Origin of the sequence: Nocardia seriolae NBRC 15557 (assembly GCF_007990715.1) — a bacterium.
Taxonomy (GTDB): domain Bacteria; phylum Actinomycetota; class Actinomycetes; order Mycobacteriales; family Mycobacteriaceae; genus Nocardia; species Nocardia seriolae.
On record NZ_BJWY01000154.1, the window covers coordinates 1 to 15,348 of the forward strand.

General features: G+C 68.2%; 16 protein-coding genes. 10 read left to right on the top strand and 6 right to left on the bottom strand.

Annotated elements, in window-relative coordinates; translation table 11 throughout:
- Positions 1 to 139: 139 nt before the first annotated feature.
- Together NS2_RS31575 and NS2_RS31580 are read right to left on the bottom strand one after the other, a co-directional pair.
- A complete protein-coding gene (locus NS2_RS31575; RefSeq protein ID WP_033090986.1) occupies positions 140 to 973 on the bottom strand; it encodes an LppX_LprAFG lipoprotein in 834 nt (277 codons plus the stop codon).
- A gap of 210 nt (positions 974 to 1,183) precedes the next feature.
- A complete protein-coding gene (locus NS2_RS31580) occupies positions 1,184 to 1,900 on the bottom strand; it encodes an alpha/beta fold hydrolase (RefSeq protein ID WP_228102736.1) in 717 nt (238 codons plus the stop codon).
- A 128-nt stretch (positions 1,901 to 2,028) separates the two neighbouring features.
- Between NS2_RS31580 and NS2_RS31585 the strand changes: the two genes are divergently transcribed.
- Together NS2_RS31585 and NS2_RS31590 are read left to right on the top strand one after the other, a co-directional pair.
- The gene (locus NS2_RS31585) at positions 2,029 to 2,865 is read left to right on the top strand and encodes a class I SAM-dependent methyltransferase (RefSeq protein WP_033090984.1); all 837 of its coding nucleotides are present in this window, start codon (positions 2,029 to 2,031) and stop codon (positions 2,863 to 2,865) included.
- A 6-nt stretch (positions 2,866 to 2,871) separates the two neighbouring features.
- Positions 2,872 to 3,477, top strand: coding sequence for a TetR family transcriptional regulator (locus tag NS2_RS31590; protein WP_033090983.1), 606 nt, complete (start codon positions 2,872 to 2,874; stop codon positions 3,475 to 3,477).
- 48 nt (positions 3,478 to 3,525) lie between these two features.
- Here the strand turns inward: NS2_RS31590 and NS2_RS31595 are convergent, their stop codons facing one another.
- Entirely contained in the window at positions 3,526 to 3,897 is a 372-nt protein-coding gene (locus NS2_RS31595; RefSeq protein WP_045439854.1) for a DUF1844 domain-containing protein, read from the bottom strand.
- 345 nt (positions 3,898 to 4,242) lie between these two features.
- Between NS2_RS31595 and infC the strand changes: the two genes are divergently transcribed.
- From infC to NS2_RS31620, 5 genes are all read left to right on the top strand, one after another.
- On the top strand, positions 4,243 to 4,941 hold the full coding sequence (infC, locus tag NS2_RS31600; protein ID WP_033090990.1) for a translation initiation factor IF-3: 699 nt from the start codon (positions 4,243 to 4,245) through the stop codon (positions 4,939 to 4,941).
- A 65-nt stretch (positions 4,942 to 5,006) separates the two neighbouring features.
- Entirely contained in the window at positions 5,007 to 5,201 is a 195-nt protein-coding gene (rpmI, locus tag NS2_RS31605; protein ID WP_033090982.1) for a 50S ribosomal protein L35, read from the top strand.
- Between the two features lie 116 nt (positions 5,202 to 5,317).
- On the top strand, positions 5,318 to 5,698 hold the full coding sequence (gene rplT / locus NS2_RS31610) for a 50S ribosomal protein L20 (protein WP_033090981.1): 381 nt from the start codon (positions 5,318 to 5,320) through the stop codon (positions 5,696 to 5,698).
- A gap of 98 nt (positions 5,699 to 5,796) precedes the next feature.
- Complete coding sequence (locus NS2_RS31615; protein WP_033090989.1) at positions 5,797 to 6,600, top strand: TrmH family RNA methyltransferase; 804 nt, start codon at positions 5,797 to 5,799, stop codon at positions 6,598 to 6,600.
- Positions 6,601 to 6,650: 50 nt separating this feature from the next.
- Complete coding sequence (locus NS2_RS31620) at positions 6,651 to 8,165, top strand: APC family permease (protein WP_071343982.1); 1,515 nt, start codon at positions 6,651 to 6,653, stop codon at positions 8,163 to 8,165.
- Here the strand turns inward: NS2_RS31620 and NS2_RS31625 are convergent, their stop codons facing one another.
- Positions 8,166 to 8,738, bottom strand: a complete 573-nt coding sequence (locus tag NS2_RS31625; protein ID WP_033090980.1) for a TetR/AcrR family transcriptional regulator — start codon at positions 8,736 to 8,738, stop codon at positions 8,166 to 8,168.
- Positions 8,739 to 8,840: 102 nt separating this feature from the next.
- On the opposite strand from NS2_RS31625, the gene NS2_RS31630 reads away from it, so the two are divergent.
- Positions 8,841 to 10,289, top strand: a complete 1,449-nt coding sequence (locus NS2_RS31630; protein ID WP_033090979.1) for an MFS transporter — start codon at positions 8,841 to 8,843, stop codon at positions 10,287 to 10,289.
- Here NS2_RS31630 and lipB read toward each other — a convergent pair.
- Positions 10,283 to 10,942, bottom strand: a complete 660-nt coding sequence (gene lipB, locus NS2_RS31635) for a lipoyl(octanoyl) transferase LipB (RefSeq protein WP_082062766.1) — start codon at positions 10,940 to 10,942, stop codon at positions 10,283 to 10,285. The two genes, NS2_RS31630 and lipB, sit on opposite strands and share 7 nt — an antisense overlap.
- 155 nt (positions 10,943 to 11,097) lie before the next feature.
- Between lipB and pheS the strand changes: the two genes are divergently transcribed.
- The gene (pheS, locus tag NS2_RS31640) at positions 11,098 to 12,156 is read left to right on the top strand and encodes a phenylalanine--tRNA ligase subunit alpha (protein WP_033090978.1); all 1,059 of its coding nucleotides are present in this window, start codon (positions 11,098 to 11,100) and stop codon (positions 12,154 to 12,156) included.
- 32 nt (positions 12,157 to 12,188) lie between these two features.
- Positions 12,189 to 14,690, top strand: a complete 2,502-nt coding sequence (gene pheT / locus NS2_RS31645) for a phenylalanine--tRNA ligase subunit beta (RefSeq protein ID WP_036552681.1) — start codon at positions 12,189 to 12,191, stop codon at positions 14,688 to 14,690.
- Between the two features lie 348 nt (positions 14,691 to 15,038).
- Here pheT and NS2_RS31650 read toward each other — a convergent pair.
- Positions 15,039 to 15,348, bottom strand: a 310-nt coding sequence (locus tag NS2_RS31650) for an HNH endonuclease signature motif containing protein (protein ID WP_147207385.1), incomplete at its 5' end; no start/stop codon positions are given.

Sequence of the window (15,348 nt, forward strand, 5' to 3'; positions counted from 1 at the left end):
AGTATTAAGCGGTTTGACAACGCGAAAGCCGGTCCGGGGTCGCGGCGACAACTGTTGCCGCCGTTGCGTTTTCCCCGAACCGGCTACCGGCTCACGGACGGTGGGCCGTCCGTGAGCTCAACTACAGGGCGGTGTGTGCCTAGCCGCCGGGCTTGGTGACGTGGACCGGCTTGGCCCAGTCGGACAGGGTAACGGTGACGTTGCCGGCGTCCTTGGTCACGATGGCGCGCACCAGGTTCGGGCCGGTACCCGGCGAGGCGGCCGTGGACGGCAGCGTGGTGCCGGTGCCGGTCGGCGGAGCGACGTCCTTGATGTAGACGACGATCGGGAAGGTGCCGCCGTCCTTGCCGATCTGCGGCACGATCGGGTCGATGACCGAGGCTTCGATGGTGCCGGAGATCTTCACGACGTCGATGCCGTCGATCTTCTCGCGGCCCTCGGCCTTGGCGTTCTTGATCTGGGCGATGGCATTGGCCAGGCCCTTGTCCTTGTCCAGGATGATGCCCGGATCGTAGATCTTCTCGGCGGGGCCGACCTTGGCGTACTTGCTGCCGTCGCCGGTGTAGAGGGTCTTGTTGACGACCAGGAACTTGGTGTCGGTGAAGTCGGCGTCGTCCTGCTTGACCTTGACCTTGGCCTCACCGATGGCCTGGCCCGCGCCCTGCGGCTGGTTGGTGATGTCGGCCTTGATGCTCTCGAACGGGAGGCCCGGGATGTTCTTGACCTCCAGCACCGCGTGCACCGACTGCAGCGTCTGGGTGGTCTTGGCGGATTCCGCGACGATCTGCGCGCCGTCGGGCAGCTGCGACGGCGGGGCGGCCTGCGAGGTGGTCGCCTTACTGTCCGAGCTGGAGGACGAGGAGCAGCCGGCGACCAGGGCGGCCACGGCGGCCGCGGCGATCACGACCGGCAGCGCGCCGCGCCGGATTCGGCGGCCGGACGTGCGGTTTCGTTGGGACATCGATTCATTCATATGCAACCCCCGAAGCTTCCATTCGATCTCGTTGTGAGGACAGCCTTGCCGCTGCCCGTCGTAGTATGCAGTACATCGCCCGCGTCCGCGCCGAACGAGGCGATACTCCGGCATCCAACCAGCACCGCGTTCGTGTCGCCAAGAAGTTCGATCGGCCGGGCGCGCAAGCGATTACCCTGCAACCACTCATGGCTCAGGTGAGGGCTCGCGTTAACGGCTTCGCCCGGCCTCGTGAATCAATTCGGCGAGTTCCACCGGCTTCGACCACATCGGCCAGTGGCCCGTGGGCAGGTCGAGGTATTCGGCGTCGATGAGGCGCAACTCCTGCGCCATCGGCGGCACCTGGTCCGCATCGCGGAACTGCTGGATCAGCTCCGACGGGAAGCTGCAACAGATCAGCGTCGTCGGAACCTTCAGTCGCGCCTCCGAATCGCTGAGCGTCACCGGCCGCCCCGCGACGCCCGCGGGGACGGAGACCGCGCGTTCGCGGAAGCGGGCCAGCATCGCCTCGTCCAGTCCGGCCAGGCTGTTGCCATCGGCCTCCACCTCGGCCCAGGTGCCCGGTAGCGGGAAGTCCGGCGCGTCCCCGAGCGCGGGATTCAGGACGAATCCGGCGGGCATGGGTGCGGTGTCGGTGTAGATCACGCGCGAAAAGCGTTCGGGCGCTATATCGGTGGCCATGTAGGCCGACGCACCCGCACCCGAGTGCGCCACCAGCACCACGGCATCCCCGGCCGCCGCGGCATGCTCGACGATTGCCCGCGCCTGCGTCTCCAGCGTCGCCGAGAGACGGTCGGGATCCTCCGGATCCAGCCCCGGCAGCGTCAGCGCCTCGACCTCGTCACCCCGCGACCGCAGTTCGGCGGCCACCTCGTCCCACGCCCATGCGCCCAGCCAGAAGCCGGGAACCAACAGTATCCGTGCCATGGACCCGAGCATGGCACAGCCCACCGACACCGAAAACCCGTGTGTCCTGGGGGCTCTTGACCGGACGGCGGCCCCGAGCGCATTATGAACACACGTTCATGAACCATTGTTCATATTGGGAGCCGAGCATGACCGACATCGTGAATACCGCTCAGCCCGAAGCCTGGAACGGCTACGAGGGTGAGCACTGGGCAGGAAACTACGACCGCTACGACGCGGTGAACCACGGCTTCAACGAGCCCCTCCTGACCGCCGCCCGCATCACCGACGGCGACCGCGTCCTCGATATCGGTTGCGGCAACGGCCAATTGACCCGCGCCGCGACCCGGCGAGCGGGCAACGGCACCGCAACGGGCCTCGACCTCTCCGGCCCGATGCTCGCCCGCGCCCGCGGGCTCGCCGCCGCAGAAGGCGTCCCGAACGTCACCTTCGAGCAGGGCGATGCGCAGGTATATCCCTTCCCCGCAGGCACTTTCGACGCCGCCCTGAGCCGCTTCGGCATCATGTTCTTCACCGACCCGACGGCGGCCTTCGCCAATATCGCCCGGGCCCTGCGCCCCGGCGGCCGCCTCGCCTTCGCCGCCATGCCGCCCATGCCCGGCACCGATCTGGGCGCCGTATTCGGAGCCGCCGCAGCCCATCTCGACAATTTCGTGGTCAGTCCAGCCCAAGGCCCCTTCGCCGACCCGGACCGCACCCGAACCCTGCTCTCCACAGCCGGTTTCACCGACATCGCCGTCGAATACCTTGAGGCCGAAGGCATCTGGGGCCGGGATATCGCCGACGCCACCGAATTCATCATGGGCTGGGGCCCGGTCCACTACCACCGCGCCCTGGCCGGCTTCGCCACCGACGCCGAAGTCCGCCAGGCGGTCTCGGCCACCCTCGCCCCCCACCTCGCCCCCGACGGCGTCCGCCTGCGCGTGGCGGCCTGGCTCGTCACCGCCACCACCCCGCTACCGTAATCACCCATGTCCCCGAGAAAGGCAGCGGCGCTGCGCGGCACCGACGACGCCCTGCGCGACCATCTCGTCGCCACCGCCCAGCGCCTGCTCGCCGAACAGGGCGCGGCCGGTCTGACCGTCCGCGCCATCGCGCGCGCCGCCGCCGTGGCCGACGGCGTCCTCTACAACCACTTCTCGGACAAGGACGAACTCCTCGCCGCGGCCCTGAGCGCCCACGTCGCCGCGGCACACGCCGACCTGGGGCCGCTCCCGGCCCCCGGCGCCGCGACCGTCCGCGAGAATCTGGCCGACTACCTACGCGCCGGACTGGCCCTGCACCACGCGGTGCTCCCGGTCTTCGCCGGTCTGCTCGCCACCCCCGCGGTGCTGGACCGCTTCGCCGAATCCCAAGAGCGCGAGAACGATTGGCGCGAGCGCCTCACCGGCTACCTGCGCGCCGAACGCGACCTGACCCGCCTCGCCGCCGACGCCGACATCGACGCCGCGACCGCCATCCTCGTCGGCATCTGTCACGACGCCGTCCTCACCACGGTGCTGCCCGGCGCCCCGAGCGCCCCGATCGATGTGGAAGCCGTCGTCACCACCCTGCTGACCGGAATCGAGCCGTCATGAAAACGGCCCGGCCACAACGAGGTGGTCGGGCCGGGAGGGCGCGGCGGATCAGTAGACCGGGCCGGTGTACTTCTCGCCCGGGCCCGCGCCGGGGGCGTCGGGGTATTCGGAGGACTCGCGGAAGGCGCGCTGCAGAGACTGCAGCCCGTCGCGGATGGGACCGGCGTGCGGGCCGAGGTATTCGACGGAGGCGGTGACCAGGCCCGCGAGGGCGGTGATGACGCGGCGGGCCTCGTCCAGGTCGAGGTGCGGGCTGGCCGACGGATCGGGTTCGCCCAGGCCGAGCTTCTCGGCGGCGGAGCTCATGAGCATGACGGCGGCGCGGCTGATGACCTCGACCGCGGGGATGTCGGCCAGTTCGCGGACGATCTCGCCATCGATGAGGCGCGGGTCCTCGGATAGGGTCGCGTCATCGTTCATGGTTGCCTCGCTCATGGGAAGAGCATGGCATCGAGCGGGTCCGCGCTGGTCGCGGGGGCCGCCGATTCGGAGCTCACGGCTATGAGTGTTAGACTCTTCCGCGACGACCGTCCCGGACTGGTTGCAGCAACCGACGCGGGGCATCAAGTGGAGCCCGACTCCCACCGTCAACCAAGCGATCTCGCACAGGTTCGACGGTCCGGTCGCCCATCATTTACTTGATGGGTTTCGCGCGTGGGTTCGTCCTGCGTGCGGTGCGATGCAGCTCGTTTGCGTCGAAGATCGGTCGACTCGGGCCCCGTGGTGGTGAAATACCAACACGGGGCTTTCGTGTTGAAATTGGGGTTGCAGTTATTGCTTGCGGTCGTTGACGAACCGCTTGACCTAGGAGGCCCCATCAGCACTGAGACCCGCATCAACGATCGCATCCGCGTTCCCGAGGTCCGACTCATCGGACCGGGTGGCGAGCAGGTTGGGATCGTGCGTGTTGAAGATGCACTACGCGTCGCTCAGGAAGCTGACCTCGACCTGGTCGAGGTCGCGCCGGATGCACGCCCGCCGGTGTGCAAGATCATGGACTACGGCAAGTTCAAGTACGAGACCGCGCAGAAGGCGCGTGAGTCCCGGAAGAACCAGGTCCAGACCGTGATCAAGGAGCAGAAGCTCCGGCCGAAGATCGATGACCACGACTACGCGACCAAGCGCGGCCACGTGATGCGCTTCCTCGAGGCCGGGTCGAAGGTCAAGGTCACCATCATGTTCCGCGGTCGCGAGCAGTCGCGTCCGGAACTCGGCTTCCGGCTCTTGCAGCGACTGGCCGCCGACGTCGCCGACCTCGGTTTCGTCGAAACTTCGGCCAAGCAGGACGGCCGGAACATGACCATGGTCCTCGCGCCCCACAAGGGTGCGAAGACGCGGGTGAAGGCCCAGAACGACGCGAGCTCGTCGCAGCAGCGCAGCACTGCGCCCGCGGCGGCTCCGGCCGAGGCGCCCGTTGCCGAGACCGCAGCCCCGGCTGCCGAACCGGCTGCCCCGCAGCAGTAATAACGAGAAGCTCCGAAGGTGTGCTGTACACGCGCGCCTTCGGCACGACAGAACTGAGGAAATCCATGCCGAAGATGAAGAGCCACAGCGGCGCCTCGAAGCGATTCAAGGTGTCGGGCAGCGGCAAGCTGCTGCGTCAGCAGGCGAACCGTCGCCACCTGCTCGAGCACAAGCCGACCACCCGGACTCGTCGTCTGGACGGCGTGGAGGTCGTCGCGAAGGCGGACGTCGCTCGCGTCAAGAAGCTGCTCGCCAAGTAATTCGGCTGAGCCGGCCGCTCGCGATCCGTTCGCGGACCGCCTCCCCGACACCAACCTCGGGCGCACCCACCGGGTTACGCGAAACCCCAGCGCCCCCAACGATCAAGGACTGACAAGTGGCACGCGTCAAAAGGGCTGTCAACGCTCAGAAGAAGCGCCGTTCCGTTCTCGAGGCCTCCAAGGGCTACCGCGGTCAGCGGTCGCGCCTGTACCGCAAGGCCAAGGAACAGCAGCTGCACTCGCTCACCTACGCCTACCGGGACCGCCGGGCGCGGAAGGGTGACTTCCGTCAGCTGTGGATCACTCGTATCAACGCCGCCGCGCGTCTGAACGACATGACCTACAACCGCTTCATGCAGGGCCTCAAGGCCGCCGGCATCGAGGTGGACCGCAAGATCCTGGCCGAGCTCGCCGTCTCCGACGCCGAGGCCTTCGCCGCCCTGGTCGCCGCCGCCAAGGCTGCCCTCCCGGCCGACGTCAACGCCCCGGCCGCCTGATTCGGCCTGCGTGACAAAGCAATACTCGAAACGACCCGTGGACGTGCTCACCGAGCACCACCCGCGGGTCGTTCCGTTTCTGCGAGGAGAAGGTGGCCGTGAGCGCTGATCCCATCGACTGGCGTAATTCCCGGATCGTTTCGGCGGTCAAGCTGCACCGCAGCCCGGTTCGCCGCAAGACCGGCCTGTTCCTGGCCGAGGGCGCGAATTCGGTTGCGGCCGCGCTGGATACGGGCCGGGTCGAGGAGCTGTTCTTCTCCTCCAAGGCCGCCGAGCGGGAACACGAGCTGGTGGCCAGTGCCGCCGCGCAGCGGGTGCGCACCACGCTGGTGAGCGACCGCGCCGCGGAGATGCTGGGGGAGACCGTGACTCCGCCCGGACTGGTCGCCGTGTGCCGCCAGGTCGATGTGCCGCTGGGCGAGGTGCTCGATGCCTCCCCGCGCATGCTGGCCGTCCCGGTCGAGATCGCCGACCCCGGCAATGCGGGCACCCTCATCCGGGTCGCCGACGCCGTCGGCGCGGATGGCGTTGCGCTGGCCGGTGATTCGGTGGATCCGCACAATGGCAAATGCGTCCGCGCGTGCGCCGGAAGCCTTTTCCACGTTCCGGTGGCGCGCTCGCGCGACATTGACGCCACCCTCGACGCCCTGGAGGCGGCGGGCATCGCGATCCTCGCCACCACCGCCAAGGGTGAGGTCGATCTCGACGACGCCGACGAGGTCCTGCGCGGCCCGGTCGCCTGGCTCTTCGGCAACGAGGCGCACGGCCTGGACAAAGCCATCGCCGCCCGCGCCACCCACCGCGTCCGCATCCCCATCCACGGCCGCGCCGAAAGCCTGAATCTGGCTGCCGCGGCGGCCATCTGCCTCTACGCGAGCTCCCGCGTCCAGCACGCGAAGTGACCGGGGCGACCCGATTCGGAGTGCTGGGGATTTGCCCGTAATCTAACGGCGTGACATCGCCCAGCACTCTGCGATCCGGTGCGCTCTCCCTGGTCTCCAGCGTGGTGATCGGCGTGGCGTCGGCCGGTCCGGCCTACAGCATTACCGCGACCCTCGGACTGGTCGTGGTGGCCGTCGGGGCGCAGTCTCCGATCATCGTCCTGCTGGCCTTCGTGCCGATGCTGCTGGTGGCCATCGGGTATCGGGATCTCAATGCGGTGGAACCGGATCCGGGGACCACGTTCGTGTGGGCGACGCGGGCGTTCGGGCCGTTCACCGGGTGGATGGCCGGGTGGGCGATCGTGGTGTCGGATCTGCTGGTGATGGCGAGCCTGGCGCAGATCAGTGCGCAGTACACGTTCCATCTGTTCGGGGCGCACGGGATCGGGTCGGACGGGACCAGCGTCTGGGTGCTGTTGCTCGGGATTGTCTATCTGCTGGTCATGACCGTGGTCGCGGTGCGCGGCATAGATGTGTCGGCGCGGCTGCAATCGGTGCTGCTGAGCGTGGAATTCGGGATGCTCGTGGTGTTCTCGGCGGTCGCGCTGGGGCGGGTGATGCTCGGGCACGGGCCGGAGGGATCGAGCCCGCCGAGCTGGGAGTGGTTCAACCCCTTCGCCATCGGGACCTTCTCCGACTTCGTGACCGCGCTGCTGTTGATGGTGTTCATCTACTGGGGCTGGGACTCGGCGGTCTCGGTGAACCAGGAGACCGTGGACCCGCGGCACACGCCGGGCCGGTCGGCGGTGCTGTCCACCATCACGCTGGTGGCGCTGTACCTGCTGGTGACCGTGGCCGCGCAGGCGTTCGCGGGGGTCGGCAAGGACGGACTGGGTCTGGCCAATCCGGATCATGTCGACGATGTGCTGGGCGCGCTCGGGCGGGCCGTGTTCGGCGACAGCGCGATCGGGACCGTTGCGGTGTATCTGCTGTTCGGCATGGTGCTGACCTCGGCGGCGGCTTCGACTCAGACCACGATTCTGCCGACCGCGCGCACCACCTATTCGATGGCGCTGCACCACGCGCTGCCCGCGGCGTTCGGGCGGATCGATCCGCGCTTCCGGACCCCGGTGTTCTCGACCTGGGTGTTCGGCGGGGTGTCGGTGGTGCTGTACGTGGGGCTGAACTTCGCCTCGGGCGGGCGGCTGATCGCCGAGGCGGTGACGGCCATCGGCATCTCCATCGGCGTGTACTACGGCCTCACCGGCCTGGCCTGCGCCTGGCTGTACCGGCACGAATTCCCCGGTAGCCCAAGGACTCTCGTGGTCAAGGGCATCCTGCCGACGTTGGGTGGTCTGGCACTGCTGTTCGCGGCGGGCTGGACGGCGGTGACCTCGTGGTTCAGCGCGGTATTCGTGCTCGGGGTGGGCACGCTACTGATCGGCATCCCGATCTATCTGACGCTGGCGCGCACCATGCCGCCGTTCTTCCGCGGTGAGGTACTGGCCCGGCGGCTGCCCGAGCAGACCGAGGAGATCATCGAGGCGGACGCCGAACCCGAGCCCGGCGAGCCGGTCCGGGCCTGATCAGATGCCGTCCTCGCCGAGGGTGGTGAGGATCTCGGTGGCCCACGGCGGCGTATCGCAGTCGACGACGGTGAACCCCAGCGCGGTCAGGTCGATGAGCAGCATGCCGGTGGCGAAGAAGCGGCGGACCTCGGAGGCCGTCGCACCGGTGAGTTCCTTGGCGAGGTTGTAGAGCTGACCGAAGTGCGCGCGGATGTTCGCGCCGATGGCCGGTTCGCTCGCGGCCGCGATGCCCTGGAGGAAGACCCGGGGTAGATCGGGGTCGGTGAGGAAGTGCTCGCCGAAATAGCCACCGAGGCAGTCCAGGCGATCCTTGGGGTCGGCATCCGGCTCGGCCGTGGTGGCCCCGGCGCGGAACAGCTCGTCGATGCGCCCGCACACCTGGTCCAGCACGGCCAGGAACAGCTGCTGCTTGGTGCCGAACAACCGGATCACATAGGGCTGCGAGACCCCGGCGCGACGCGCGATGTCGTCGGTTTTCGTTGCGGCGTAACCGGATTCGGCGAAGGCGGTGGTGGCTGCCGCGAGGACCTCCGCGCTGCGTTCGGTGGCCGTCATCCGGGTCCTGGTCATGGCTGTGGAGCCTCCTCGTCGTCGGGAATGCGGTGTGCCATTGACATGTTATCAGTCGATGCATACTCTCTAGTTATCAGTCGATAACAACAAGGATTGGTCATGACTGAAACACTCGAAACTTCCTCACTCGCAGGCAAAGTCGCGGCCAACCGGCGGCCGCTGGGTGCGATCCTGGCGGCCGTGGGCATCCCGATGTTCATGGTCACGCTCGACAATCTGGTGGTCACCAACGCGCTGCCGGTCATCCGGACCGAACTGCACGCCTCGCTCACCGACCTGCAATGGTTCGTGAACGCCTACACGCTCTCCTTCGCCTCGATGCTGCTCACCGCCTCCGCGCTCGGTGACCGGCTCGGCCGGCGGCGGCTGTTCGTCATGGGAATCGCGCTGTTCACGGTGGCGTCGGCGGCGTGCGCGCTGGCGACCGAACCGTGGATGCTCATCGCCGCGCGAGCGGTACAGGGCTTCGGTGGGGCGGCGGTGATGCCGCTGTCGCTGACACTGTTGTCGGCGGCGGTGCCGGAGAAGATGCGCAGTGCGGCCATCGGCATCTGGGGCGGCATCTCGGGGCTCGGTGTGGCGCTCGGGCCCGTGGTCGGCGGCGCGGTCGTGGACGGGCTCAACTGGCAGTGGATCTTCTGGCTCAATGTGCCCATCGGCATCCTGGCGGTACCGGTGGCGGCCCGCGTTCTGAACGAATCATTCGGTGGTGCAACGAAACTGGACCCGATTGGGCTGGTGCTGTCGGCGGGTGGCGTGCTCGCGGTGGTCTGGGGCGTGATCCACGGCGCGGGCGACGGCTGGACCTCGGCCGAGGTGCTGACCGGATTGATCGGCGGCGCGGTGCTGCTGGCGGCGTTCGTGCTCTGGGAGAACCGCTCGGCCGCGCCGATGCTGCCGCTTCGCCTGTTCCGTTCGCGTAGCTTCAGCGCCGTCAATATCGTGCTGTTCACCTTCTCGGTGGGCGTCTTCGGCTCGATCTTCCTGCTGGCCCAGTACTTCCAGGTGGTGCAGGGTTATTCGCCGCTGGCGTCCGGCATTCGGACACTGCCGTGGACCATGGCTCCGATGGTGGTGGCCCCGCTGGCCGGTCTGGTCGTGGATCGGGTCGGCGTGCGGCCGCTGATCGCGGTCGGGCAGGTACTGCTGTCGGCGGCCCTGCTGTGGATGGCGCTGATCACCAACGCGCACACCGCATACGGTTCCATGGTGTTGCCCTTCATCCTGGGCGGCATCGGCATGGGCCTGACCTTCGCGCCGACCGCCACCGCGGTCATGGCCAGTGCCGCCCCGGCCGATCAGGGCATGGCATCGGGTACCAACAACACCATCCGTGAGGTCGGTGTCGCCATGGGTGTCGCGATCCTGGCCTCGGTCTTCGCCTCGCACGGCTCCTACCTGAGCCCGCAGGACTATGTCGACGGCCTCATTCCCGCGGTCAAGGTGGGCGCGGCCATCGTCGCGGTCGGCGCGCTCGTCTCGCTGCTGCTGCCCAGCCGCCGGGCGGTCGCCGAATCATCCACCGGCGCAGCGGCATTCGCTCACTGAGCGGGTTTCGCCTCGAAGACGCGGGCGGCGGTCGCGGCGACCTGAGCCAGTGTCGGTGACTGACCTCCGTCGAGTTCGCGCTCGACGGAGGTCATATCCACGTCGGGCAGGCCGCAGGCGACGGCGAGTTTCCAGGGGGCCAGGTCGCCGGTGACATTGAGGGCGAAGCCGTGGGTGGAGACGTTGCGGCCCACCCGCATTCCGATGGAAGTGATCTTGCGGCCGGTGTCGCGGGTCCAGACGCCGGTGAGGAGTTCGGAACCCGGTGGGGTGTCGCGACGTTCGGCGGGGATGCCCAGATCGGCCAGGACCGTGACGATTCGGTGCTCGACATCGCGGATCAGATCGACCACACCCTCACCGGGTTGCAGGCGGACGATCAGGTAGCCGACGAGCTGGCCGGGGGCATGGTAGGTGAGCTGGCCGCCGCGATTGGTGGTGAAGACGGGGATATCGGTCTCGGGGGCCGGGAGGTGGGCCTCGGGGGTGCGGCGGCCGATGGTGAAGGTCTGCTCGTGGCTCAGCAGCCACAGGGTGTCGGGGCGTTCGTCGGCGACGCGCTGCTCCCACATTTCCTGCATGCGGTCCATGGCCGCGCCGTACTCGGTGAGATGGTCGGTGTCGTCGATGAGGGTCAGCGGCCGGGACTTCACCTTCTCATTCGTACACCGCCTGCGGCTCGACCACGCCGGGAGGGGCGTGCGAGCTGGGAAAATTCAGGTGAGGTGGGCTGATTACAAGGATTACGATGCGACCAGCAAGAATGGGGGAGCAATGCCGACTCTTGACAGGGGAGTGACGAACCATCGTGGCCGATGACAACAGTGCCGAGCAGAATGCTGCGTTGAGCGAGGAGTCGCTCTCCGCTGCCGCGGAAGCTGCTGAGAAGGCGTTCGCCTCGGCCGCCACCCTGGACGAGCTGGCGGCCGCCAAGACCGAGTACATGGGTGGCAAGTCGCCGATCTCGCTGGCGCAGCGTTCGCTGGGCAGCCTGCCCAAGGAGGAGAAGGCCGAGGCCGGCAAGCGCGTGAACGTGGCGCGCGGTCGCGTGTCCAGCGCGTTCGAGACGCGGCAGGCCGAACTGCTCGCCGAGCGCGACGCGGCGGTGCTGGTCGCGGAGACCGTCGATGTGACGCTGCCCGCCCGCCGCCACGCCGAGGGTGCGCGGCACCCGATCTCGGTGCTGTCCGAGCGGGTCGCGGATGTGTTCGTGGCCATGGGCTGGGAGGTCGCCGAGGGTCCCGAGGTCGAGACCGAGCACTTCAACTTCGACGCGCTGAACTTCCTGCCGGACCATCCGGCCCGCACCATGCAGGACACCTTCCACATCGCGCCCGAGGGTTCGCGGCAGGTGCTGCGCACGCACACCTCGCCGGTTCAGGTGCGCTCCATGCTGTCTCGCGAGCTGCCCATCTACGTGGTGTGTCCGGGGCGGACCTTCCGCACCGATGAGCTCGATGCCACCCACACCCCGGTGTTCTCGCAGATCGAGGGTCTGGCCATCGACAAGGGCCTGACCATGGCGCACCTCAAGGGCACCCTGGACTCGTTCGCGCGGGCGCTGTTCGGTCCGAACACCACGACCCGCATGCGGCCCAGCTTCTTCCCCTTCACCGAACCCTCCGCCGAGGTGGACGTGTGGTTCGAGGACAAGAAGGGCGGCCCCGGCTGGGTGGAGTGGGGCGGCTGCGGCATGGTGAACCCGAAGGTGTTGATCGCCAGCGGCATCGATCCCGAGGTGTACAGCGGTTTCGCGTTCGGCATGGGTCTGGAGCGGACCCTGCAGTTCCGCAACGGCCTGCCGGATATGCGCGACATCGTCGAGGGCGACGTGCGCTTCACGCTGCCGTTCGGCATCCAGTCCTGATCTGACCCCGATACGAGGAAGCGAAACGTCAAGTGCGAGTAGCGCAGTCCTGGCTGACGGACATCCTGCAGCGGACCACCCCCGGGTGGTCGGTGACGCCGGAGGAACTCGACGCGGGGTTCGTCCGGGTCGGTCTGGAAGTCGAAGAGGTCGACCCGCTCGAGGCCATCACCGGCGACATCGAGCACCCGCTGGTGGTGGGCCGGGTCGCCGAGATCGCCGAGCTGACCGAGTTCAAGAAGCCGATCCGCTTCTGCAAGGTGGACGTCGGTAATCCGGAGCTGCAGGAGATCGTCTGCGGTGCACGGAATTTCGCCGTCGGTGACCTGGTGGTCGTGGTGCTGCCCGGTGGCGTGCTGCCCGGCGGATTCAAGATCTCGTCGCGGAAGACCTACGGGCACACCAGCAATGGCATTATCTGCTCGGTCGCCGAGCTGGGCATCGGCAAGGACCACAGCGGCATCCTGGTGCTGGAGCCGGGCACGGCCGAGCCGGGCGCGGATGCCAATGAGCTGCTGGGGCTGGGCGATACGGTCATCGAGCTGGCCATTACGCCCGACCGCGGGTACGCCTTCTCGGCGCGCGGACTGGCGCGGGAGCTGGCTTGCGGCTTCGACCTGGAATACGGGGATCCGGCGCAGCGGCTGCTGCCCGACTCCGAGGCCGACGCATGGCCGATCAAGATCGAGGCGGATTCGCTGTGCACGCGGTTCGCCGCGCGCCGCGTTGTCGGCATCGACCCGAAGGCCGTGAGCCCCTGGTGGTTGCAGCGTCGGCTGCTGCTGTCGGGGGTGCGGCCGATCTCTCCGGCCGTGGACGTCACCAACTATGTGATGCTCGAGCTCGGACAGCCGTTGCACGCCTGGGACATTGCCAAGCTGTCCGGCGGGCTGGTGACGCGTCGTGCCAACAAGGGCGAGACGCTGCGCACCCTCGACGATGTCGAGCGGGTGCTCGATGCCGAGGACGTGATCATCGCCGATGACTCCGGTGTGGTGTCGCTGGCCGGTGTCATGGGTGGCGCGAGCACCGAGGTCGGTTCGGATACCACCGATGTGCTGCTCGAGGCCGCGACCTGGAATCCGGTCGCCATCGCGCGGACCGCGCGGCGGCACAAGCTGTCCTCGGAGGCCAGCCGTCGCTACGAGCGGATCGTCGATCCCGAGATCAATGTGATCGCGCTGGATCGCGCGGCCACGCTGCTGGCCGAGATCGCCGGTGGCACGGTCGAATCCGTGCTGACCGACATTCGCGTGCCGACGCCGGGGCCGCAGCCGATCGCCATGGACATCAACCTGGCCGACCGGACCGCGGGCGTGCACTATGCGCCGGGCGCTGCGACTCGCCGGTTGCAGCAGGTGGGTTGCTCGATCGAGGTGGGTGTCAGTGCGGCCGGGCACGGGCAGCTGGTGGTCACCCCGCCGAGCTGGCGGCCCGACCTGACCCAGCCCGCCGACCTGGTGGAGGAGGTGCTGCGGCTCGAGGGGCTGGACAAGATCCCGTCGGTGCTGCCCACCGCTCCCGCGGGCCGCGGCCTGACCGCCGAACAGCGGCGGCGCCGCGCGGTGAGCAAGGCGCTGGCGTTCGAGGGTTGCGTCGAGGTGCCCGCACCGGTCTTCATGGCGGGCGGCGTCTTCGACACCTGGGGTCTGGACGCCGACGACACGCGCCGCAAGACGCTGCGCGTGCTCAACCCGCTCGATGTCGAGCGCGCCGAGCTGTCCTCGACGCTGCTGCCGGGTCTGCTGGAGATCGCGGTCCGCAATATCTCTCGCGGTGAGCGCGACCTCGCCATCTACGGCATCGGCCAGGTCACCCTGCCGACCGCCGCGACCACGGCCGTGCAGCCGCTCCCGGTCGACCGCCGCCCCACCGAGGACGAGATCTCGGTGCTGCTGAAGTCGTTGCCGGAGCAGCCGATTCACATCGGCGCGGTGCTCACCGGCCGCCGCGAGCCCCGTGGGCCGTGGGGTGCGGGCCGTGCGGTCGAGGCCGCCGACGCCTTCGCCCTCGTCGACGCCATCGCCGACGCCTCCGGTGTCGTGATCGAACGCCGTGCCGCGCAATACCTTCCGTGGCACCCGGGCCGCTGCGCCGAACTCGTCGTGGATGGCACCGTCGTCGGCCATGCGGGCGAACTGCACCCGGCAGTCCTGGAACGCTCGGGTCTGCCCCCGCGCACCTGCGCCGTCGAACTCGACCTGGACGCCCTCCCGGTCCGCGAAGTCCGGCCCACGCCCGTGGTTTCCGCCTTCCCGGCCGTGCTCCAGGACGTCTCGGTGAGCGTCGACAAGGCCGTTCCCGCGGCGTCCGTGGAGTCCGCGCTTCGTACCGGTGCGGGAGAGCTTCTCGAAACCATCTCGCTCTTCGACGTTTACGAGGGCGCTCAGGCTGGTGAGGGTCGCAAGTCCCTCACCTACGCACTCCGCTTCCGCGCTACGGACCGCACACTCACTGAGGATGAGGCCAGTGCCGCTCGCGACGCGGCCGTTGCTGCCGCATCCGCTGCGGTGGGTGCGGTCCTGCGCGGCTGACCGAGAGCTCGAAAGACGAAGAGATAAAAGAAGAAAAGACAAGGACGCCTGGATGAGGGAGAGGGGGGGCTGGGTTGCGAGCGCAGCGAGCAGCCCCAGCCCCCACACCGCGAGATCAGCCACGGCATCCCGGCGTCATGCAGCAAGAACCTTTGGGTTGTCCCGAGAAGGTGATGCGTGCAGTCCCTGGGCCGGTAGGCGAGTTGAGGCTCCCGAGCCGCGTCAGCTCAGGTCCGGTAGGGCAGGCGACGCAACCACACTTGCGGTACATGCCTTCGCGAGCATTCCGGTTGCCGGTCAGCGACCCGAGTAGTCTTCCCCCGGGTTACACGGCCTCACGCATCACAATCACGCCGCGCGCGTATCCCAACGCCGACAACTGGAATCGATCACGGTAGCAACCCGCTGGCCCAGATGCAGACGCTCGTTCACCCGGGGCGTACCCGTCGGGTCCACGGATTTGGGTGCGATCCAGCCGACCCGCCCGCGATGGGGAGAGTCTTTGCCGAGCATCACGGTCTTCCACCCGTTGTCACTGTCGTTGACCAGCGCGTGGTGGTGATCGCAGACCAGGGCGAGATTGGTCAGGTCGGTGGGACCGCTCTTGGCCCAATCGATCACATGATGCGCCGCGCACCGATCCGGCGGAACATCACAG